Annotated in this window: 18 protein-coding genes; 16 read left to right on the forward strand and 2 right to left on the reverse strand. The window is 73.8% G+C overall.

From position 1 onward, the window contains the following. Positions 1–2 precede the first annotated feature (2 nt). Positions 3–902 (reverse strand): NADP-dependent oxidoreductase, encoded by a 900-nt coding sequence (locus ACWDXC_RS29690; protein ID WP_449987073.1) that lies wholly within the window; start codon positions 900–902, stop codon positions 3–5. Between the two features lie 114 nt (positions 903–1,016). Between ACWDXC_RS29690 and ACWDXC_RS29695 the strand changes: the two genes are divergently transcribed. The 5 genes from ACWDXC_RS29695 (at position 1,017) to ACWDXC_RS29715 (ending at position 4,775) form a co-directional block, all read left to right on the forward strand. Further along, positions 1,017–1,418, forward strand: coding sequence for a winged helix-turn-helix transcriptional regulator (locus tag ACWDXC_RS29695; RefSeq protein WP_219518410.1), 402 nt, complete (start codon positions 1,017–1,019; stop codon positions 1,416–1,418). A gap of 3 nt (positions 1,419–1,421) precedes the next feature. After that, positions 1,422–2,372 (forward strand): zinc-binding dehydrogenase, encoded by a 951-nt coding sequence (locus ACWDXC_RS29700; RefSeq protein ID WP_449987075.1) that lies wholly within the window; start codon positions 1,422–1,424, stop codon positions 2,370–2,372. A 58-nt stretch (positions 2,373–2,430) separates the two neighbouring features. After that, entirely contained in the window at positions 2,431–3,141 is a 711-nt protein-coding gene (locus ACWDXC_RS29705) for a TetR/AcrR family transcriptional regulator (RefSeq protein WP_449987077.1), read from the forward strand. Between the two features lie 78 nt (positions 3,142–3,219). Next, on the forward strand, positions 3,220–3,555 hold the full coding sequence (locus tag ACWDXC_RS29710) for a YciI family protein (protein ID WP_449987079.1): 336 nt from the start codon (positions 3,220–3,222) through the stop codon (positions 3,553–3,555). Between the two features lie 35 nt (positions 3,556–3,590). Next, a complete protein-coding gene (locus ACWDXC_RS29715; RefSeq protein WP_449987081.1) occupies positions 3,591–4,775 on the forward strand; it encodes an RNA polymerase sigma factor in 1,185 nt (394 codons plus the stop codon). Between the two features lie 83 nt (positions 4,776–4,858). Here ACWDXC_RS29715 and ACWDXC_RS29720 read toward each other — a convergent pair whose 3' ends face one another. Next, positions 4,859–5,650, reverse strand: coding sequence for an IclR family transcriptional regulator (locus ACWDXC_RS29720; RefSeq protein ID WP_219518425.1), 792 nt, complete (start codon positions 5,648–5,650; stop codon positions 4,859–4,861). 328 nt (positions 5,651–5,978) lie between these two features. On the opposite strand from ACWDXC_RS29720, the gene ACWDXC_RS29725 reads away from it, so the two are divergent. From ACWDXC_RS29725 to ACWDXC_RS29775, 11 genes are all read left to right on the forward strand, one after another. Beyond that, on the forward strand, positions 5,979–6,641 hold the full coding sequence (locus ACWDXC_RS29725) for a hypothetical protein (protein WP_449987083.1): 663 nt from the start codon (positions 5,979–5,981) through the stop codon (positions 6,639–6,641). Continuing rightward, entirely contained in the window at positions 6,622–7,746 is a 1,125-nt protein-coding gene (locus ACWDXC_RS29730; protein WP_449987085.1) for a hypothetical protein, read from the forward strand. The genes ACWDXC_RS29725 and ACWDXC_RS29730 overlap by 20 nt, the downstream gene beginning before the upstream one ends. Positions 7,747–7,768: 22 nt before the next feature. Beyond that, complete coding sequence (locus ACWDXC_RS29735) at positions 7,769–8,965, forward strand: OmpA family protein (RefSeq protein ID WP_449987087.1); 1,197 nt, start codon at positions 7,769–7,771, stop codon at positions 8,963–8,965. After that, complete coding sequence (locus ACWDXC_RS29740; RefSeq protein ID WP_449987089.1) at positions 8,962–11,685, forward strand: ATP-binding cassette domain-containing protein; 2,724 nt, start codon at positions 8,962–8,964, stop codon at positions 11,683–11,685. Before ACWDXC_RS29735 ends, ACWDXC_RS29740 begins: the two co-directional genes overlap by 4 nt. A gap of 16 nt (positions 11,686–11,701) precedes the next feature. Next, the gene (locus ACWDXC_RS29745) at positions 11,702–12,382 is read left to right on the forward strand and encodes a hypothetical protein (RefSeq protein WP_449987091.1); all 681 of its coding nucleotides are present in this window, start codon (positions 11,702–11,704) and stop codon (positions 12,380–12,382) included. 230 nt (positions 12,383–12,612) lie between these two features. Then, positions 12,613–12,702, forward strand: coding sequence for a K(+)-transporting ATPase subunit F (locus tag ACWDXC_RS29750; RefSeq protein WP_219517942.1), 90 nt, complete (start codon positions 12,613–12,615; stop codon positions 12,700–12,702). After that, positions 12,702–14,363 carry a potassium-transporting ATPase subunit KdpA gene (gene kdpA, locus ACWDXC_RS29755; protein WP_449987092.1) on the forward strand — a complete coding sequence of 554 codons (1,662 nt, stop codon included), beginning with the start codon at positions 12,702–12,704 and terminating at the stop codon, positions 14,361–14,363. The genes ACWDXC_RS29750 and kdpA overlap by 1 nt, the downstream gene beginning before the upstream one ends. A 1-nt stretch (position 14,364) precedes the next feature. Beyond that, positions 14,365–16,395: a potassium-transporting ATPase subunit KdpB gene (gene kdpB / locus ACWDXC_RS29760; protein ID WP_449987094.1), complete on the forward strand. Its 2,031-nt coding sequence runs from the start codon at positions 14,365–14,367 to the stop codon at positions 16,393–16,395. After that, positions 16,396–17,226 (forward strand): potassium-transporting ATPase subunit C, encoded by an 831-nt coding sequence (locus ACWDXC_RS29765; RefSeq protein ID WP_449987096.1) that lies wholly within the window; start codon positions 16,396–16,398, stop codon positions 17,224–17,226. Then, entirely contained in the window at positions 17,223–19,754 is a 2,532-nt protein-coding gene (locus tag ACWDXC_RS29770) for an ATP-binding protein (protein ID WP_449987098.1), read from the forward strand. The genes ACWDXC_RS29765 and ACWDXC_RS29770 overlap by 4 nt, the downstream gene beginning before the upstream one ends. A gap of 124 nt (positions 19,755–19,878) precedes the next feature. After that, positions 19,879–21,288 carry an MFS transporter gene (locus ACWDXC_RS29775; RefSeq protein WP_219517937.1) on the forward strand — a complete coding sequence of 470 codons (1,410 nt, stop codon included), beginning with the start codon at positions 19,879–19,881 and terminating at the stop codon, positions 21,286–21,288. Positions 21,289–21,344: the final 56 nt, after the last annotated feature.

Raw genomic sequence — 21,344 nt, forward strand, 5'->3', positions numbered from 1 at the left:
GCTCAGGGCACCAGGACCAGCCTGCCGCGCAGGCCGCCGCGATCCAGACGGGCGTGCGCGTCCCGGACCCGCGCCAGCGGGTACGTCGCGGCCACCCGCAGCCGCAGGCGGCCCTCGTCGGCCAGCCTGACGAGCTCCGCCAGGCGCGCGCCGTCGGGGCGCACCTCGATCGCGCCGGTCCGGATCCCGCGCACCCCGCCGGGCTGCGCCCCGGGAATCACCCCGGCGTACGCGCCCCCGTCCCGGACGAAGGCCAGCGCGGGCGCCCCGATCACCGCGGCGTCCACCACCCCGTCGAACGACGCGGCCGGGTCATCCGTCGCGGAGCGGGGCAGGAAGTCGTCGGCGCCGAACGAGCGCACCAGGCCCTCGTCGGCAGGGGAGGCCATCGCGGTGACCCGGTGCCCGGCGAGCCGGGCCAGCGCCACGGCGTAACCGCCCAGGCCGCCGGCCGCGCCGGTGACGAGCACGGAGGCCCCAGGGCCGAGCGCCAGCAGGTCCACGGCCTGGGCCGCGGCCAGCCCGTTGAGCGGCAGCGTCGCGGCGTGCGCGCTGTCGGCCGACCGGGGCGCGGCGGCCACCGCGTCCGCGTCCAGCACCACGTACTCGGCGTGCGAGCCGAGCGGCTTGACCGGCCCGTAGACGAGGCCCACGACCGCGTCGCCGACGGCGGGCCCGGTGACTCGCGTGCCCACGGCGTCGACCGTCCCGGCCAGGTCCCAGCCGAGCCCGACCGGCCCCGCGTCGCCGAAGACGCCGGCGCGCACCCCGGCGTCGACCGGGTTCAGCGCGGCGGCGGCGACCTTGACGCGGACCTGGCCGGGGCCGGGCTCGGGCACCGGCACCTCGACGATCTCCACGGCTTCCGGGCCGCCGAAGGACTTCACGATTGCCGCACGCATGTGGTGCTCCCCTGTTCGCAGTAGCGGTCTGTCCGCCTGCTGCGAACGTAGGGGGTGTTACTCTCTTTCGGAAAGTACGCACCCGCAAGTGCGTACGGGACCCGGAGGTGCGCCATGGCAACCCGGACGGCCGCCGAACGCCGCGCCGACGAGCGTGTCGCGTACGACGCCTACCTCAAGGACTGCCCGACCAGCCAGCTGCTCGACCGCATCAGCGACAAGTGGGTGAGCCTGATCCTCAGCGCGCTGCGCGAGCAGGGCACCATGCGCTACAGCGACCTGGGCCGCAAGATCCCCGGCGTGAGCCAGAAGATGCTCACCCAGACGCTGCGCTCCCTGGAGCGTGACGGCCTGGTCGCCCGCACGGTGACCCCGGCGGTCCCGGTGCGCGTGGACTACCGGCTCACCGAGCTCGGGGCCAGCCTGAGCGGCTTGATCGTCGCGGTGAAAGAATGGGCCGAAACCCATATCGACCAGGTCAGAGCGGCTCGCGAACAGTACGACGCGGAGGAGTAGGCCATGCGCGCTGTGGTGATGGACCGGCTGGGCGGGCCGGAGGTGCTGCGCGTCCGCGAGGTCCCCGACCCGGTGCCGGGGCCCGGCCAGGTGCTGGTGGCCGTCGCGTACGCGAGCATCACGTTCGTCGAGACGCAGGTGCGGGCGGGCACCGGGCCCGCGGCCGGGTCGGCGCCCGAGCTGCCGCGCGTCCCCGGCAACGGCGTCGGCGGGCGGGTGCTGTCCGTCGGCCCGCAGGCCGACCCCGCGCTGGCCGGCACGACCGTGGTGACCACGACGGGCGGCACCGGCGGCTACGCCGAGCTCGCCGTGGCCCGCGCCGACGACCTCACCCAGGTCCCGGCGGGCGTGTCGCTGCGTGACGCGGTGGCGCTGCTGGCCGACGGCAGGACGGCGGTGCTCGTCCACCGGCAGGCCGAGGTGCGGCCGGGCGAATGGGTGCTGGTCGAGGCGGCCGGCGGCGGCGTCGGCAGCCTGCTGGTCCAGCTCGCGGCGGCCGCCGGGGCGAAGGTGATCGGCGCGGCCCGGGGGCCGGGCAAGGCCGGGCTGGTGACCTCGCTGGGCGCGCACGCCTACGTGGACTACTCCGAGCCGGGCTGGGAGCGCGCCGTCGCGGAGCGGTCCGGCGGTGGCGTCGACGTGGTCTTCGACGGGGTCGGCGGCGAGATCGGCACGCGGGGCATGCAGGCCGTGCGGCCCGGCGGCCGGGCCTGCCTGTACGGCATGGCGTCAGGCTCCTGGACCGAGCCGGCCGCCCACGTGACCGTCGTCCCGCGCGGCGTGCCCACCCCGGCCGAGATCCGCGCCCTCGCCGAGGAGGCGCTGGCCCACGCCGCGGCCGGGCGGCTGCGCCCGGTCATCGGCCAGACCTACCCGCTGGACGGGGCCGCCGAGGCGCACCGGGCGATCGAGGCCCGCGCCACGACCGGCAAGACCCTGCTGACCGTGGCTTAGAGCCGTTAAGGAAACATAGATGCCATAGACTGGGGCGGCTCCCCTGAGGAAGGTGACGATGTCCACACCCACCACCAGCCGGCGGGAGAGGCTGCGCCAGGCCACCCTCGACGAGATCCACGAGGCCGCGCGCAAACTGCTGGTCGAGCAGGGCACGGCCGCGGTGACCATCAACGCGGTGGCCCGCGAGATCGGCATGAGCGGCCCCGCCCTCTACCACTACTACGCCAGCCACGACGAGCTGGTCGGCGCGGTGACCGCGGGCTTCTTCCGCGAGCTGGCCGCCGCGATGGAGCAGGCCCGCGACGCCCACGCGGGCGAGCCGGTCGCCGTCCGCCTGATCGCCGCCTGCCGCGCCATGCGCGCCTGGGCGGTCGGCCACCCCGCCGAGTTCGGCTGGATCTTCGCCAGCCCGATCGCCCCGCCCAACCTGCGCCGCGACTCCGTCCGCCACCAGGCCGCGACCCGCTTCGAGCAGGTCCTGCTCGACCTGACCGTCGAGCTGTGGCGGACGCGCCCGTTCCCGGTGCCCGCCGACCTGCCCGACTCGCTGCGCGACCAGCTCACCGCCTTCTCCGAAGGCATCGGCGGCGCACTCCCGCCGGAGGCCGTCCACGTCTTCCTGTCGTGCTGGATCAGGCTGTACGGGCTGCTGTGCATGGAAGTCCTGCGCCAGCTCGACTTCGCCTACACCGACCTGGAGCCCGTCTTCGAGGAGTGCCTGCGCGACCTGGCGGGCATGCTCGCCCTCGACTACCCGGGCGGCTGAAGATTCTCCCGGCCCACCTGTCCGGAAGCGGCGCCCCCGTTCGTCACCCTGGTGAACGCACGACCGAAGGAGCGCACGATGAAGTACATGATGTTCGTCTGCAGTGACGCCGAGCCCGACACCGACCGGTCCGACTGGCCCGACGTCGACGTCTGGGTGGCGGAGAACGACGCCCGCGGCAGGCGCGTACGGGGTGCGGTGCTGGCCCCGGAGAGCGCGGCGACCACCGTCCGGGTCCGCGCCGGCGAGCTCATCCTCAGCGACGGCCCGTTCGCCGAGACCAAAGAGGTGATCGTGGGCTTCGACCTGCTCGAATGCGCCGACCTGGACGAGGCGATCGAGGTCGCCCGCACGCACCCGATGGCCCGCGCCGGACGGCTGGAGCTGCGGCCGTTCGCCGACTTCGAGCAGTGACGGGCCGCCTGGATCGCCTGGATCGCCTTGAGGAGGTGGCCGCTGACGCCTACGGGCGCATCGTCGCCACGCTGATCCGCGTCACCGGCGACTGGACCCTGGCCGAGGACTGCGCGCAGGAAGCGCTGGCCCAGGCCGTGCAGCGGTGGCCACAGGAGGGCACACCCGACAATCCCGGCGGCTGGCTCATGACGGTGGCGCGCAACCGCGCGATCGACGCGCTGCGCCGCGCCACCGTCGAACGCCGCAAGCTGGCGGAGCTGGCCGCGCTCACACCGGACGAGACCGGCCCCGGCGACGGCGGGAAGGAGGAGGTCGTGGACGACCGGCTGAGGCTCGTCTTCACGTGCTGCCATCCGGCCCTGGCCCTGGAGTCGCGCGTGGCGCTGACGCTGCGGACCGTCTGCGCGGTGCCGACCGCGGACCTCGCGCGCGCCTTCCTGGTCACGGAATCGGCGATGACCCGCCGCCTGACCAGGGCCAAGACGAAGATCGCCGACGCGGGCATCCCGTATCGGGTGCCGAGCGGACCGGCGCTGGACGAACGGCTGCCCGGCGTCCTGGCCGTGCTCTACCTGCTGTTCACGCAGGGCTACAACGCCGACGGCGACCCCGCGTTCGCCGACGAGGCGATCCGGCTCGCGCGGCTGCTGCGCCGGCTCATGCCGGGGCGGCGCGAGGTGCCGGCGCTGCTGGCGCTCTTCCTCCTGCAACACTCCCGCCGCGACGCCCGCCGCGACGCTGATGGCCGCCTCGTCCCCCTGGAACGGCAGGACCGGACCCGCTGGGACCGGGCCGCGATCGCCGAGGGCCTGGCCGCCCTGGCCGACGCCGACCAGGACGGCCCGTACGGGCTGCAGGCGCGCATCGCCGCCTGCCACGCCACCGCGCCGACAGCGTCCGCCACGGACTGGGCGGAGATCGCCCGCTGCTACGACGCGCTGTCCCGGCTGCGCTCGACGCCCGTGGTCGAGCTCAACCGCGCCGTCGCGCACGGCTACGCGCACGGACCGCAGGCCGGGCTCGCGCTGCTGGCCCTGGCCCGGGAGGGCGGCGCGCTCGACGACCACCCGCTCGCGCTCGCCGCGGAGGCCGACCTCACCGCCCGGAGCGGCGACCACGCCCGCGCCGCCGACCTGTTCCGCCGGGCGGCGGCGGTCGCCCACAGCGACCCGGAACGCCGCGCCCTCCTCGACCGCGCCGCCGAACAGTCCCCCTGACCGGCGGGGTCATGTCCAGGGGCGGAGTCGGGGGCGCCGCCGGACACTCCCTCTGACCGGCGGGGTCACTCCTGGGGCGGTGGTCAGAGGCCGTCGAAGGGGTGGTGGAGGGGGAGTTTGCGCAGGGCGCGGGAGATCTGGAGCGCCGCGGGCCGGAGCGCGTCGAGCAGGCCGTCGGGCTCGCGCGACCGCACCTCCACGAGCACCGAGACGGCGGCCACGACGACGCTTTCCGTGCCGTACTCGAAAACGGGGAACGCGTAGGAGTCGACGCCCAATTGGCGCTCCTGGTAACAGGTGGCGTAACCGCGTTCGCGAATGCCGGCCAAATCCTCTCGCAAACGCTGCGGAGAGGTGATCGTGTGACAGGTGTAAGCGGTCAAGTTCCGGCTGAGAATTCTTTTCCGCACGTCCGCCGGTGAATAGGCGAGAATGGCTTTCCCGACGCCGGTGGCGTGCAGCGGGAGGCGTCCGCCCACGCGGCCGACCGGTTTGACGGGAAGGCTCTTGGAAAGCCTTTCCACCAGCAGTGCCTCGTCACCGGCGGGCATCGCGAGCAGCACGTGTCCCCGGGTGATGTGATAAAGGTTCTGCAGGAACGGCATGGCGACCTCACGCATGATGGAGGCGCGCGGGCAACGGGTGCCGATCTCCCACATGAGTTTGCTCAGCGAATATCGCCCCGACGGCGACTGGACGAGCGCGCCGTGGGCCACGAGGTCCTGCAGCCAGCGATGTGCGGTGCTCGACGTCATGTTCGTGCGGTCGCAGACTTCTCTCAGCGTCAGTTCGAGCTGGTCGCCGGTGAAGGCCCGGAAGATTGACATGGCCTTGCCCGCGGCCGACGTCCGGGGGCCCTTGCCGTTCCCCGTCATTGAGTCTCCACTCAGTCCCGATTCGCGTCCTGATCCGCATCGTCCCAGGTGGGCCAGTGCGTTTCCCGCTGGGCGGGATCGTACTTCATGTGCGGCTCGCGTATCACGCATAGTGTTCCACACGTATACGTGAAGTTGCTTTTCACCCGATCGGGCCATATGCCCTATTTGGGAATTATCTGGCGGGAGGTTCCGGATGGGGGAATGGGCGGATCCGCCTGCCAAGCCGATCCGTTACGGGTTCTTACTCCGGTTGTGGGACGCCTATCAGGGATTCCGGGACGGGCGTCGTCGCATTCCGGCTATCGGTGAAGCCGAAAAGGCCGTCGTGGTCACGCCGAAAATCGAATACCTGCGCCATCTCGCCCGCGACCAGATCGACCACGAGCGCGGCGCCTGGCTCGCCCGCTCCGGCGCCCTGCGCGCGAGGCTGGCCGAGGCCCGCGAACGGCGGCAGGCGGCCGAGCACACGGCCCGCGTCGCCCGGCTGGCCTGGGTGGAGGCCCGCACCTGGGTCCCGGACCCGGACGAGCGGCGGCTCGCGGAGACCATCAGGGACGGGCGGCCCGGCTCCCTGGTACGGGCGCGGAGGCAGGCCGACCACGCCAGGCGGTGCGCCGCCGCCGAGACCGTCTGGGCGGCGGCCGAGAGCCGGCTCGCCGCGGCGGTCCGCGAGGTGGAGGCGGTCACGCAGGAGCTCGCCCGTGCGGAGGCGGGCAACCGGGTGCGGGTCCGGCGCATCCACGAGTTCACCAGCCGGCGCGTGGCGGCGTACCTGCAACAGCTCGTCCGCACGCACCCGCACGGCCCCGAGCTGAACGCGCGCCTGGACCTGCTCGCCCCCGAACTGCCCGCCTGGGCCGAGGAGGACCGCCCCGAACCGCAGGCGCACGACCATCCGCGGACGGACGCGCACGAGCGCCGCCCGTGGGTGAACGGACATGTACGTACACGAGGAGGAGAGGTCCCGGATGGCACGATGGCGCCCTAGGCGCGCGGGCGCGCCCGAACCCGGCCCGTTCGTCCCCCCGGACGTCGACGAGGAGGCCGCGCGCGCCGAGATCACGTCCCTGGTGGAGGGGCTGGCCCCCGGCGGGGTGGACGAGGCCACAGGGCATTCGCTCGACAACCTGGTCAACGCCATGTCAGCGCGCTGGGAGCAGGAGGTCCAGGCCGAGTACGCGGCCTACTGCGCGGAGGCGACCACCCGGCTGGGCGTGGCCGACGCGGCGGTGGCCGGGAGCCGTCCCGCCGAGGAGGACGCCCGCGAGCGGCTGGCGGACGCCCGCGCGGCTCTGGACGCGGCCCGGTCGCGGCTGTCCCCCGGCGGGGAGGCCGGCTGGGGCGCCCGGGGCCACGCGGACCCGGCGCTGATGGCGGGCCGGCCGCTGGGGCCGCTGCTGCTGCACGCGGCGGCGCTGGCGGCGGCGGTGGCGGCCGACTGGGCGGCGTTCCTGGAGGTGGTGAAGCTGCTCATGCGCGGTGAGGGCGACGTCGTCACCTCGGCGGTCGTGGTCGGATTCACCGCGATCGTGATCTATCTGGCGCATGCCGCCGGGTGCATGTTCCGCGACATCCGGGCCGGTTCGGCGGGGGTGAGCCGGCCGCTGGCCGTGCTCTGCGTCCTGGGGTGGGCCGCGTTCGGGGCCGCCGCCTTCCTGGCCCGCCTCACGATCACCGCGCGACGCCCGGCGTTCGGCGCCGAGGCCCCGCCGGACGACGGCGGCGCGCTGATGCCCGCGCTGTTCTTCCTCGCGTTCTTCGTCGGCACCGGCATCGTCGCGGCCGTCGGCGCGTATCTCACGCACAACCCGCTCCGGTCGGCCTACGGCAGGGCGGCACGCGTACACCGGCAGGCGCTCGGGGCGGCCGCGGCGGCGGCCCGCGAGCTCGCGCTGGCCGAGGCGGCCCGTTCCGCGCACGCCAACCAGCTCATGGCCGCGCGGCAGCGGCTGCTGCACGCGCTCCAAGTCCGGCTGGCCCTCGCCGAACGGCTCAAGCAGCTCGCCAGGGTGCTGATCGCGCAGCACGCCCAGGACCCGGCCGTCACCGACGCCATCCTCGAACCCGACCTGCGGCCCTACGCCTGGCAGTAGAGCCCGTTCACGGAAGACACCGATGCCTGCATCCATCACCCGTATCGCCGCCGCCCTGCTCGCCGGCCTCACGCTCACCGCCTGCACGGGCAGCCCGGGCAGCCAGGGAAGCGAGGGCGCCCCCGGGAACGCGGCGGCCTCGCTCGGCTGCGAGCTGCCCGGCGGCGGCCCGCTCGCGCTCGCCGTGGGCGCGCACGCGAACGCTCCGGAGCCCGCGATCAGGTCCGAGGTCGTCGACCTGATGCGGCGCACCGCCAAGGCGGGCCACGACATCTCCGTGATCCGCCTCGACGGCACCCCGGAGGTGGTCTTCGACACCGAGTTCGCCAGCGACGCGGGCAACGACGTCGCCCTGGAGGACGACGTCAACGCCTACCTCACCGAGGTCGAGCGGACTCTCGGCGCCGGCGCCCGGGCCAAGGCCCCCGAGGTGGACGTGCTCACCGCGCTCTCGCTCGCGGCTGACGCCACCGGGCCGGGCGGCAGCGTCGTGCTCGTCGACCCGGGGCTGCAGACCGTGGCGCCTCTCGACTTCCGCGAGGTGATCGACGCCGAGCCGGCCCAGGTGGTCGCGTACCTGCGGGACAAGAAGCTCCTGCCGGACCTGACCGGGCGTACGGTGCTGCTGTCCGGGCTCGGCTACACCGCGACGCCGCAGCCCGAGCCGCACCCCGGGCTGCGCCGCAACATCGTGGCCATCTGGCGCGAGATCGCGCGGGCCGGCGGGGCCGCCTGCGTCGCCGTGGACGCCAGGCCGAACCACCACAAGGCCGCCACGGACACCCCCGCCGTCACCGTCGTCGTGCCGCCCGCCGTGCCCACCACGTTCACCGCCTGCGGTGAGGCGGAGCTGAGCGAGGGCAACCATGTCGGGTTCGAGCAGGGGACGGCGACCTTCCGGGAGCCCGCCGAGGCCAGGAAGACGCTCGCCAACCTGGCCGCCACCATCGGCAAGGACCGGCTGAAGGTCCGGCTCACCGGCAGCACCTCCGCCGAGGGCGGCAAGGCCGACAACCTCCGCCTCTCGCGCGAGCGTGCGGAAGCGGTCAAGCGCGAGCTCGTCGCGCTCGGCGTCCCCGACGCGGACATCACCACCGAGGGCCGGGGCGAGCAGTTGCGGGGCCGCGCCGACGACCTCGCCCCCGACGGCACGCTGCTGCCCGGCCCGGCCGCCCGCAACCGCAAGGTCGTCGTCCGCCTCGCCTGCCCGGCCACATGACGCCGATCCGATACGGCCCGCTCGCCCGCGCGACCGACTGGTACCACGGCTGGCGCGACGGCCGGGCCGAGATCCCCTCACCCGTGGCGGGCGGCGAACCGGACCGCCCGGTCACCACCCCGCACCGCGACGCCCTGATCCGGCGGGCGCAGGACGCCTTCGAGCACGAACGGCTCCGCTACGAGGCCGTGCGCGCCGGGATCCTGGCCCGCCGGGCCGTGGCCGCGTCGCTCAAGCCGCAGGCCGAGGAGCAGGCGGCACGGGCCGAGGAGCGGCTGGCCGCCGTCTCCGCGCCCCTGCCCGACGAGGAGCGGACCCGCCGCCGCCTCGGCGAGGACGACCGCGACGAGCGCGTCGTCGTCACCCGGCGGCTGCGCGAGCAGGGCAGGCGGGTCCGCGCCGCGCGGGCCGCCGCCCGCGACGCCCAGGCGGAGCTCGCCACGCTCGACGGCCGGATCGCCGCCGCCTCCCAGGAGGCCGACGGGCTCCTGCGCGCGGCCTCGGCCCGCGTCCGGCGCGTCCACGAGCACACGCAGCGCAGGCTCGCCGGTTACCGGCGGCGGCTGGCGCGCACCCACCCGTACGGGGCGTGGGTCAACGACGTGCTCAGCTCGCCCGCGCCGGAGATTCCCGGCTGGGCGGTCCTCGGCCCGCCGCCCCCGCCGCCCCCTCGCCGGACGCCGCGCCGGACCTCGGGCCCCCGGCCTGAGGAGGAGCCGCCCGCCGAGGAGCCGCCGCCGTCGATCCCGCTCGGCGACGTCACGGTGTTCGGCTCCGACCCGGCCGCCGACGTGGTCCTCGACGCGGTCTCGGCCGCCCCGCGCCACTTCACGCTGCGCCGCGAGGGGGCGCTGTTCCGGCTGACGGACCACGGGTACGGGCACGGGCCGTTCATCGCCGGGCAGCCGGTCAGGTCGGCGACGCTCGGGCCCGGCGACTGCTTCGACTTCGCCGACCACCGCTACCGCATCAGCGCCGACGGGACCGGCCTGTCGGACCGGCCGCTGGGCGGCTGCGCGCTCGTCGTCTCCGGCGTGTACGCCAAGAGCGGGGCCAAGTCACGCCTGACGAACATGTCGTTCGTGCAGCGGGACGACACCCTGCTCGCCATCCTCGGCCCGTCCGGGGCGGGCAAGAGCTCGCTGTTCGCGGCGCTGCTCGGCGAGCTGGAGACCGAACGGGGCGAGCTGTTCTTCCTCGGCCTCGACCTCAGGACCCATGCCCGGCAGATCCGCGACCAGCTCGGCTTCGTGCCGCAGGAGATCGAGCTCTACCAGACGCTCACCGTACGGCGGCTGCTGGCGTACTCCACCTGGCTGCGCAGCCCGTGGCGGCGGCCCGAGCGGGAGCGGCGCGTCACCGAGGTGTGCGCCAGGCTCGGGCTCGGCGAGCAGATCGACCAGCTCGTCTCCACGCTCTCCGGAGGGCAGCGGCGGCGCGTCTCCATCGCGCTGGAGCTGCTCACCCGGCCGAGGCTGCTCATGCTCGACGAGCCCACCTCCGGGCTCGACCTGGGGATGGACCGTGAGCTGATGACGCTGCTGCGGGACTACGCCGAGGACGGCAACACGGTCATCGTGATCACCCACGCGACCGAGCATCTGGACCGGGCCGGTCAGGTCCTCGTCGTCGTCCGCGACGGGCGGCCGGTCTACTCGGGGCCGCCTGAGCAGGTCAGGCCCGCTCTCGGGGCGGCCGGTTACGCCGACCTGATGAGGTCGCTCGCCGACGACCCGCTGCCCGCCGCCCAGCGCTACGCCACCGGCACGGCGGCAGCCGAGGCGGAGGCGGAGGCGACCCGGGCGGCCCGGTCCGAGCCCGCCGGGCGGCCGGGCGGGGTGCGGCCGCGGCGGCGGGCGGTGCGGACGTTCGCGCGGCAGCTCGTGGTGCTCGTGCTGCGGCAGGTCGCGTTGCTGGTCGCGCGCGGCGCGTCGCGCAACCGGGGGGACGACGACCGGAAGGCGGCCGAGTGGGCGCGCCGGGCGGTGGTGGCGCTGATGCCGCTGCTGATCGCCGCCGGGTCGGCGGCCCTGGCCGGGCTCGTGGCGGGGGAGTCGGGGCTCGGCGGCGTGGCGGCGCCGACGGCGCTGAGCCTGCTGACCACCCTCTGCGTGCTCAGCGGCCAGGCGCTCACGTACAGCGAGATCGTCGCGGACTATCCGATCATCCGCAGGGAGCGCCGCACCGGGACGCCGGCTCTGGCCGTGATGCTGTCGCGCTGGCTCGTCCACGCGGTGGTCGCCGTGGCGCAGGCGGTGCTGATCACCGTGGTGTTCCTCCAGGTGAGAACCGGGCCCGCGCACTCGCTGGCGTTCGGCCCGGCGGTGGAGCTGGCCGTGAACCTGGCGGCGCTGACCGTGGCGTCGATGTCGCTGGGCCTGCTCATCTCGGTGGCGGCCCGGCGGCTGGAGCAGGCCGTCGCCCTGGTGACCGCCACCTCGATCGCGCAAATTGCGCTGAACGGCGTCACAGCCGACCTGTCCGGCAATACGCTGCTCACCACCGTGGCCGCGCTCCTGCCGGACCGCTGGGGGCTGGCGGCCGCGGCGTCCTCGCTCGGCCTGCGCGAGCTGGGCGCGCCCGGCACCCCGGCCGACGCGCTGTGGCGGCACGACCTCGACCAGTGGCTGTTCGACCTGGCCGCGCTCGGGGTCGTGACGTTCGCCTGTTTCGCCGGGGCCACGTTCTGGCTGTCCCGGCGCCTCACCAAGAGTCACTGACGGGAGACAAGCATCCATGTTGTGGACGGGCATCTGGCTGATCGTCTGCGTGGCGGCCGGAGCGCTGATCCTCGCCATCCGCCACGCGGTCAAGCGGCGCGCCGCCTCCGGCGGGGGCGGCGGCCAGGAGTCGCCGTTCTGGACCTGGACGGAGCGGTGCGGCTGGCTCGCCGGCATCGTGTCGATGTTCGCCGCGCTGTGGCCGCTGGTGGCCTCCGCCCTGGCCACCACGGCGCCCGGCACGCCCGCGCCGACCGCGGCGGCCACGCAGCCGGCGGCGGTCGCCGCCAGCGACGGATACGTGCTGAGGCCGTGCTCGTGGACGATGGTGTGCAACGACGGCGACAAGGTGGACCTCGACACGGGCAAGCCCGGCCACGGCGGCTCCGACATCCTGGTGGGCCCCGCCAGGGAGGGCGGCCCGGCCGAGGTCATCCTGGAGGACGACCACGTGCACGGCTCCGACTCGACAGCCCGCTACGTGATCGCCCCGGCGACCGCCGCCTCCGCCGCCGACTGCGCGAACCTGCTCGCGCACCAGAAGTACCGGCGGCCGGAGCTCGGCCTGGAGGATCTGGGGCAGGGCGCCAAGGTCTGCGCCGAGACGACGGAGAAGCACGTGGCGCTGGTGACCGTCATGCGGGTCTCGTACGAGCCGGTCGAGCTGGAGATCGCGTTCACCACGTGGAAGCCCTGACGCCGGGGGCGTACGGATCGCGTCAATAAACCCGCGCTGGGCGTACAGAAGTCGTCAAGATCGGCCGAATCGCTCTATTTCGGGATTTTGCTGGGTCGTGAACCGCTCTTCCCGAGCGGTTGACACAGCAACCGGAGCTGAGGAGCAGGGATGGCCGACGTCGTCTTCGTCGCCCTGACGATCGCGATCTTCGTGGTCTTCGGGCTTGTCGTGCGGGCGGTGGAGCGCCTGTGAGCGCGATCAACGCCATCGGTCTCGGGGTCGTCGTGGTCCTGGTCGCCTTCATGGTCATGGCCCTGCTGTTCCCGGAGCGGTTCTGATGAGCGCGACAGCCGCGGGGGCGCTCTTCGTCGTCTCCCTCGTCGTCGCGCTGGCCCTGGTGCATCGGCCGCTCGGCGACTACATGCACCGCGTCTACACCGGCGTCAGGCACAACGCCGCCGAGCGGGTCCTCTACCGGCTGCTCGGCGTGCGCGCCGACGCCGAACAGGGCTGGGCGGTCTACGCGCGCAGCCTGCTCGCGTTCTCGCTGGTCTCCCTGCTCGTCGTGTACGGGTTGCAGCGCCTCCAGGACAGGCTGCCGCTGAGCCTGGGCATGGAGCCCGTCACCGACCACATCGCGTGGAACACCGCGGTCAGCTTCGTCACGAACACGAACTGGCAGGCGTACTCGGGTGAGTCCACGATGGGCCACCTGGTCCAGATGGCGGCCCTGGCGGTGCAGAACTTCGTGTCGGCGTCCGTCGGCATGGCGGTCGCGGTCGCGCTGGTGCGCGGGTTCGCCCGCCGCAAGGCCGAGACGATCGGCAACTTCTGGGTCGACCTGGTGCGCGGCTGCGTGCGCATCCTGCTGCCGATCGCGTTCGCCGGCGCGTTGGTGCTGGTCGCGGGCGGCCTGGTGCAGAACTTCGCCGCCCCGCACGAGGTGACGACGCTGACCGGCGGCGTCCAGCACATCACCGGCGGCCCGGTCGCCTCCCAGGAGGTCATCAAGGAGCTGGGCACCAACGGCGGCGGCTTCTACAACGCCAACTCCTCCCACCCGTTCGAGAACGCGACGAGCTGGACGAACTGGTTCGAGATCTTCCTGATCCTGCTCATCCCGTTCGCGCTGCCGCGCACGTTCGGCAGGATGGTGGGCCAGCTCCGGCAGGGCCGGGCGATCCTCGCGGTGATGGGCGTGCTCGCGCTGGCCGGCGTCGTGCTCACCAACGTGTTCGAGCTGAGCGGCGACGCGACGGTCCCGCAGGCGGCCGGGGCGGCGCTGGAGGGCAAGGAGCTGCGCTTCGGCGTCTCCGGCTCGGCGACCTTCGCCGCGGCGACGACCCTCACCAGCACCGGCGCGGTCAACTCCTTCCACGACTCCTACACGCCGCTGGGCGGCATGATGCCGCTGGTCAACATGATGCTCGGCGAGGTCGCCCCGGGCGGCGTCGGCGCGGGCCTGTACGGGATGCTCGTGCTGGCGGTGATCACCGTGTTCGTGGCCGGGCTGATGGTCGGCCGCACGCCCGAGTATCTCGGCAAGAAGATCGGCGCCCGCGAGATCAAGCTCGCCTCGCTGTACTTCCTGGTCACCCCGATGCTGGTGCTGACCGGCACCGCGCTCGCGATGGGCTCGGCCGAACAGCGCGCGGGCATGCTCAACAGCGGCCCGCACGGCCTCACCGAGGTCCTGTACGCCTTCACCAGCGCCTCCAACAACAACGGCTCGGCCTTCGCCGGACTCACGGTCAGCACGCCCTGGTACGACGTGGCGCTCGGCCTGTGCATGATGCTCGGCCGGTTCCTGCCGATCATCCTGGTGCTGGCGCTGGCCGGCTCGCTGGCCCGGCAGTCGTCCGTCCCCGAGGGCGCGGGCACGCTGCCGACTCACCGGCCGCAGTTCGTCGGCCTGGTCGTCGGCGTGTCCGTCGTCCTGGTCGCCCTCACCTTCCTCCCGGCGCTCGCGCTCGGCCCGCTCGCAGAAGGACTGTCCTGACATGTCACCACTCGCGTCGTTGCCTGACGCGCTGAAGAAACTCAACCCGGCCACGCTGTGGCGCAACCCGGTGATGCTCATCGTGGAGATCGGCGCGGCGTTCACCACCGTGCTGGCCGTGCTCGACCCGTCGGTGTTCGCCTGGGCGATCGTGGCGTGGCTGTGGCTGACCGTGATCTTCGCGAACCTGGCCGAGGCCGTCGCCGAGGGACGCGGCAAGGCCCAGGCCGCCACGCTGCGCAAGGCCAGGACCGACACCCGGGCGCGCCGCCTGACGAGCCGCGGGTCCGGCGAGTGGACCGAGGTCGGCGCCCCCGAGCTGCGCCAGGGCGACCTCGTCGTGGTCGAGGCCGGAGAGATCATCCCCGGTGACGGCGACGTGGTCGAGGGCGTCGCCTCGGTGGACGAGTCGGCCATCACCGGCGAGTCCGCGCCCGTCATCCGCGAGTCCGGCGGCGACCGGTCGGCGGTGACCGGCGGCACGAAGGTGCTGTCCGACCGGATCGTCGTCCGGATCACCCAGAAGCCCGGCGAGAGCTTCATCGACCGGATGATCGGCCTGGTCGAGGGCGCGAACCGGCAGAAGACGCCCAACGAGATCGCGCTCAACATCCTGCTCGCCGCGCTGACGATCATCTTCCTGGTCGCCACCGTGACCATGCAGCCGCTCGCCGTGTACGCCAAGCTCGTCAACCCGGGCGTGCCCGACTCGCTCGCGCTAAACGCCGACGGCGTCACCGGGATCGTGCTGGTCTCGCTGCTCGTCTGCCTGATCCCGACCACGATCGGAGCACTGCTGTCGGCCATCGGCATCGCCGGGATGGACCGCCTGGTGCAGCGCAACGTGCTGGCCATGTCCGGCCGGGCGGTCGAGGCGGCGGGCGACGTGTCCACGCTGCTGCTGGACAAGACCGGCACGATCACACTGGGCAACCGGCAGGCCGGCGAGTTCGTTCCCGTCTCCGGGGTCACCGAGCAGCAGCTCGCGGAGGCGGCCCAGCTCTCCAGCCTGGCCGACGAGACCCCCGAGGGCCGTTCCGTCGTGGTGCACGCCAAGGAGGTGTACGGGCTGCGCGAACGCGAGGTGGCCGACGCCGAGTGGGTGCGGTTCACCGCGCAGACCCGGATGTCCGGTGTCAACGTGGGCGGGCGCGAGATCCGCAAGGGCGCCGCCACGGCGGTGATGAAGTGGGTGCGCGACGCCGGCGGCCACCCCACGGAGGAGGTCGGCCACCTGGTGGACGGCATCTCCGCCTCCGGCGGCACCCCGCTCGTCGTGGCCGAGAAGGGCCGGGTGCTCGGCGTCATCCACCTCAAGGACGTGGTCAAGCCGGGCATGCGCGAGCGGTTCGACGAGATGCGCCGGATGGGCATCCGCACCGTCATGATCACCGGCGACAACCCGCTGACGGCCAGGGCCATCGCCGACGAGGCCGGGGTGGACGACTTCCTGGCCGAGGCCACCCCCGAGGACAAGCTGGCGCTGATCAAACGGGAGCAGGAGGGCGGCCGGCTCGTCGCGATGACCGGCGACGGCACCAACGACGCCCCCGCCCTGGCCCAGGCGGACGTCGGCGTCGCCATGAACACCGGCACCAGCGCGGCCAAGGAGGCCGGCAACATGGTCGACCTGGACTCCGACCCGACCAAGCTCATCGAGATCGTGGAGATCGGCAAGCAACTGCTCATCACGCGCGGCGCGCTGACCACGTTCTCGATCGCCAACGACCTGGCGAAGTACTTCGCGATCATCCCGGCGATGTTCGCGGCCGTCTACCCGGGCCTCGACACGCTCAACATCATGCGCCTGGCCAGCCCGCAGTCGGCGATCCTGTCAGCGGTGGTGTTCAACGCGCTCGTCATCGTCGCGCTGATCCCGCTGGCTCTGAGGGGCGTCCGATACCGTCCGTCCAGCGCGTCCAAGCTGCTCAGCCGCAACCTGTACGTCTACGGCCTGGGCGGCGTCGTCGCGCCGTTCGCCGGCATCAAGCTCATCGACCTGCTCGTCCAGTTCCTTCCGGGGATGTCGTAAATGGAACGTCTGCCCAGCCGGCTCCGCCGGTATGTCGCCGCGATCCGGGCGGTCGCCGTCCTGACCGTGCTGCTCGGCTTGGTCTACCCGCTGGTCACCACCGGCGTCGCCCAGGCGCTGTTCGACGACCACGCCGACGGCTCGATCGTGCGGGCCGGGGGCAGGGAGGTGGGCAGCGCGCTCATCGGCCAGTCCTTCACCGGCCCGGACGGCGAGCCCGTCAGGAAGTACTTCCAGTCCAGGCCGTCGGCCGCCGGCTACGACCCGACCGCGACCGGCGCGAGCAACCTCGGCCCCGAGGACGTCGTCGACACGCTGCCCACGCCCGGCGAGGAGGGTCGCCAGTCGCTGCTCACCCAGGTCTGCGCCCGCTCCAAGGCCGTCGGCGAGCTCGAAGGCGTCAGCGGCGCCCGCCCGTACTGCACGCCGGACGGGGTCGGCGCGGTGCTGAAGGTCTTCCCCGGCCGCGCCGTCAGCGTCAACCAGCCCTGCCCGGCCACTCCGTTCACCGCCTCCTACCAGGGGCTGAAGGTCGAGTGCGCCACGCCCGGCGAGGACTACGCGGCAGGCCGTACCGTGCCCGTCAGGGGAGCGGCGGGCCCGCCCGCCGTGCCCGCCGACGCGGTCACCGCCAGTGGCTCCGGCCTCGACCCGCACATCTCCGTCGCCTACGCCCGCCTCCAGGCGGCGCGCGTGGCCGGGGAGCGCGGCCTCGACCGGGCCGCCGTCGAACGGCTCATCGACCGGCACACCACCGGCCGGGCGCTCGGCTTCATGGGCGAGCCGGCGGTGAACGTGCTCGAACTGAACCTGGCCCTCGACCGGTCATGAGCAGCCGAGGCCGCCTGCGCGTCTACCTCGGGGCGGCGCCCGGGGTGGGCAAGACGTACGCGATGCTCGGCGAGGGCCGCCGCGCCCTGCAGCGCGGCCGGGACGTGGTCGTGGGGCTCGTCGAGACCCACGGCCGCCCTCGCACCGCCGCCCTCCTGGAGGGCATGGAAGTGATCCCGCGCCGGACGCTGACGCACCGGGGCGCCACCTTCACCGAGCTGGACACCGAGGCCGTGATCGCCCGCGCGCCCAAGGTGGCGCTGATCGACGAGCTCGCCCACACCAACGTGCCCGGCTCCCGGAACGTCAAGCGCTGGCAGGACATCGACGAGATCCTCGACGCGGGCATCGACGTGATCTCCACGGTGAACGTCCAGCACCTGGAGTCGGTCAACGACGTGGTGCGGGAGATCACCGGCGTGCCGCAGCGCGAGACCGTCCCCGACGAGGTGGTACGCCGCGCCGACCAGGTCGAGCTGGTCGACATGTCGCCCGAGGCGCTGCGCCGCCGCATGGCCCACGGCAACGTGTACGCGCCCGAGAAGGTCGACGCGGCGATGGCCAACTACTTCCGCGTCGGCAACCTGACCGCGCTGCGCGAGCTGGCCCTGCTGTGGGTGGCCGGGAAGGTCGACGACCAGCTCGACCGCTACCGCGCCGACCACGGCATCGCCGGCACGTGGGAGACCCGCGAGCGCGTGGTCGTCGCGCTGACCGGCGGCCCCGAGGGCGACACGCTGGTGCGCCGGGCGGCCCGCATCGCCGCCCGCAGCAAGGGCGCCGACCTGCTGGCCGTGCACGTCACCAGCGCCGACGGCCTGGCCGGGGCCGACCCCGCCAGCCTGGCGCGGCAGCGCACGCTGGTCGAGAGCCTGGGCGGCACCTACCACCAGGTGGTCGGCGACGACGTGCCGCGCGCGCTGCTCGACTTCGCCCGCGGCGTCAACGCCACGCAGCTCGTCCTCGGCGCCTCCCGGCGGGGCCGGTTCGCGCAGGTGCTCTCGCGCGGCGTCGGCGTCGAGACCACCGCCCGCTCCGGCTCCATCGACGTCCACATGATCACGCACGAGGAGGCCAAGAGGGGGCGCCGCAGGCCGGTCCGCTCGCGGACCGCGCTCACCCGCGCGCGGCAGCTGACCGGCTGGGCGCTGGCCGTGGCCGGGATGCCGCTGCTGACGTTCACGCTGTCGGCCTTCCGCGACGTGCTGTCGCTGACCAGCGAGATCCTGTTCTTCCTCTGCCTGACCGTCGGCGTCGCGCTGGCCGGCGGCATGTGGCCGGCGATCACCGCGGCGGTGGGCGGATCGCTGCTGCTCAACTGGTTCTTCACCCCGCCCACCGGCGAGTTCACCATCCACGACCCGGAGAACCTGTTCGCGCTGGCCGTGTTCGTGCTGGTGGCCGTCGCGGTGAGCACGATCGTGGACATCGCGGCCCGGCGCACCCGCCAGGCCGCCCGCGCCAGCGCCGACGCCGAGCTGCTGTCCACGCTGGCCGGGCACGTGCTGCGCGGCGAGGCGGCCGTGCCGTCGCTGCTGGAACGGATGCGCGAGGCGTTCGGACTCACCACGGTCACCCTGCTCGAACGGCAGCCCGGCGCCGCCCGCGCGCCCGACCACCAGGACGACCCGGACGCCTGGCGCATCGTCGCCTCCACCGGCGGCGCCCCCGCCACCTGCCCCGGCCGCGCCGACACCGACGTGGTCGTCGACGACGACCTGATCGTGGCCGCCCGGGGCGGCCCGCTGGAGGCCGCCGACCGCGCGGTCCTGGAGGCCTTCGCCGCCGAGACCGCCGTCGCGCTGCGCCAGCAACGCCTCCAGGAGGCCGCCGAACGGGCCCGCCCGCTCGCCGAGGCCGACAAGATGCGCACCGCGCTGCTCGCCGCCGTCAGCCACGACCTGCGCACGCCGCTCGCCTCCGCCAAGGCCGCCGTCGAGAGCCTGGCCAACACCGAGATCGCCTGGAGTGACGCCGACCGCGCCGAACTGCTCGCCACCGCCGGCGAATCCCTCGACAGGCTCGCCCGCCTGGTGGACAACCTGCTCGACATGAGCCGCCTGCAAGCCGGCGTCCTCGGCGTGCACCAGCAGCCGACCGCCGTGCAGGAGATCCTCCCGCGAGCCGTCGACGACCTCGGCCCGCTGCGCGACCGCGTCGACGCCGACCTCCCGCCCGGCCTGCCCGACATCCTCGCCGACCCGGCCCTGCTGGAGCGCGTCCTGGCCAACCTCATGGCCAACGCCGTACGCTTCAGCCCGCCGGGCGAGCGCGTCACCGTCTCCGCCAGCCGGCACGGCGACCGGGTCGAGATCCGCGTCGCCGACCGGGGCCCCGGCATCCCGCCGGAGGCGCACGACCGGGTATTCCAGCCGTTCCAGCGGCTCGGCGACCGCGACAACCACTCCGGCGTCGGGCTCGGCCTGGCCCTCTCGCGCGGCCTCACCGAGGCGATGGGCGGCACCCTCGTACCGGAGGAGACGCCGGGAGGCGGCCTGACCATGACCGTCACCCTGTCCATCTGCTAACCTCCCGCGCATGGCCTCGTTCACCAAGTAACTCCAGGCGCGCCCCACCGCGGCGCGACAGGTGCCCGTTCCTTCTTTTCGGCTCTCGTCCGTGACGAGCGCCTGGCCTGGAGTTCCCTTCGACATGGCTTTCGTTCAGGAGCCTGACCGCGCCCTCGGCCGGTCCTGGCTCGTCCTTTCCCTGCTCTCCCTCCTGCAGTTCCTCATCGCCGTCGACGTCACCGTGGTCAACGTGGCGCTGCCGTCCATCGGCGGGGAGTTCGGCGCCGACGCCGCTGCCCTCGCCTGGGTCGTCAACGGATACGCGCTGGTCGGCGGCGGGCTGCTGCTGTTCGGCGGCCGGATCGCCGACCTGCTCGGCCGCCGACGGCTGTTCCTCGCCGGCGCCGCGGTCTTCGGGGTGGCGTCGCTGGCCGCCGGGCTCGCCCCCACCCTGGAGACGCTCGTCCTCGCCCGATTCGGGCAGGGCGTGGGCGAGGCGCTGGCCTCACCCGCCGCGATGTCGCTGATCGCGCTGCTGTTCACCGAACCCGCCGAACGCGCCAAGGCCCTCGGCGTGTGGGGCGCGATCTCCGGCAGCGGGCTCGCGGTCGGCGTCCTGCTCTCCGGGGTGCTCACCGAGCTGCTGCACTGGCGGTGGATCTTCTTCGTGAACGTGCCGCTCGCGCTCGTGGTGGTGCTGGTGACGCCGCTCCTGGTGCGCGGCGACGGCCCCCGCGCGGGCGGGCGGCTGGACCTGCCGGGGGCCGCGCTCCTCACGTTCGGTCCCGTCGCCCTGGTGTACGGCATCCTGCGGGCCGCCCATCACCCGTGGACCGACCCCGGGGTCCTGGTCCCGCTCGGCGCCGGGGCGCTCGCGCTGGGCCTGTTCGTCCTGGTCGAGGCCAGGACCCGGGAGCCGCTGGTGCCGCTCGGCTTCTTCACCGACCGCACCAGGGCCGTCGCGAACGCGGCGACCGTGCTGCTCAGCGCCGCGCTGTCGACCACGTTCTTCCTGGCCACCCTCTACCTGCAGAACGTGCTCGGGCTGAGCCCGCTGCAGTCCGGGCTGGCGTTCCTGCCGTTCTGCGCCGCGCTGCTGCTGGCCGTCACGCGGGTGGCCGGGCTCATCCGGGTGCTCGGCATGAAGCACACCGCGATCGCCGGGCTGCTGTGCACGGCGGCCGGGGTGGGCTGGCTGGCCCGGCTGCCGGTCGACGGCCGGCTGTGGATCGACGTGGTGCCCGGCATGGTCGCCGTCGCGGCCGGGATGGCGATCGGGCTGATCGCGCTGCAGAACGCCGCCCTGCACGGGGTCACCGAGGCGGACGCCGGGGTCGCCTCCGGCGTGCAGCGCTCGGTGGACCAGCTCGGCGGCGCGTTCGGTCTGGCCGTCCTGGTCGGCGCCGCCGCCTCCGTCACGGCGGACGCGCCGGGCGGCCCGGAGGCGCTGGTCGCCGGCTACCGGACCGCGTTCGGCTACGCCCTGATCGGCGTCCTCACCGCCGCCGCGGGCATGGCTCTGGCGGCCCGCAACGACCGCCGCCCGTCCTGACAACCCACCCCTGACGCCCCCGCCCCCCTCGGTGGCCCCGCCCCTGACGGGGTTCT

It is taken from the genome of Nonomuraea sp. NPDC003214, from assembly GCF_053590035.1.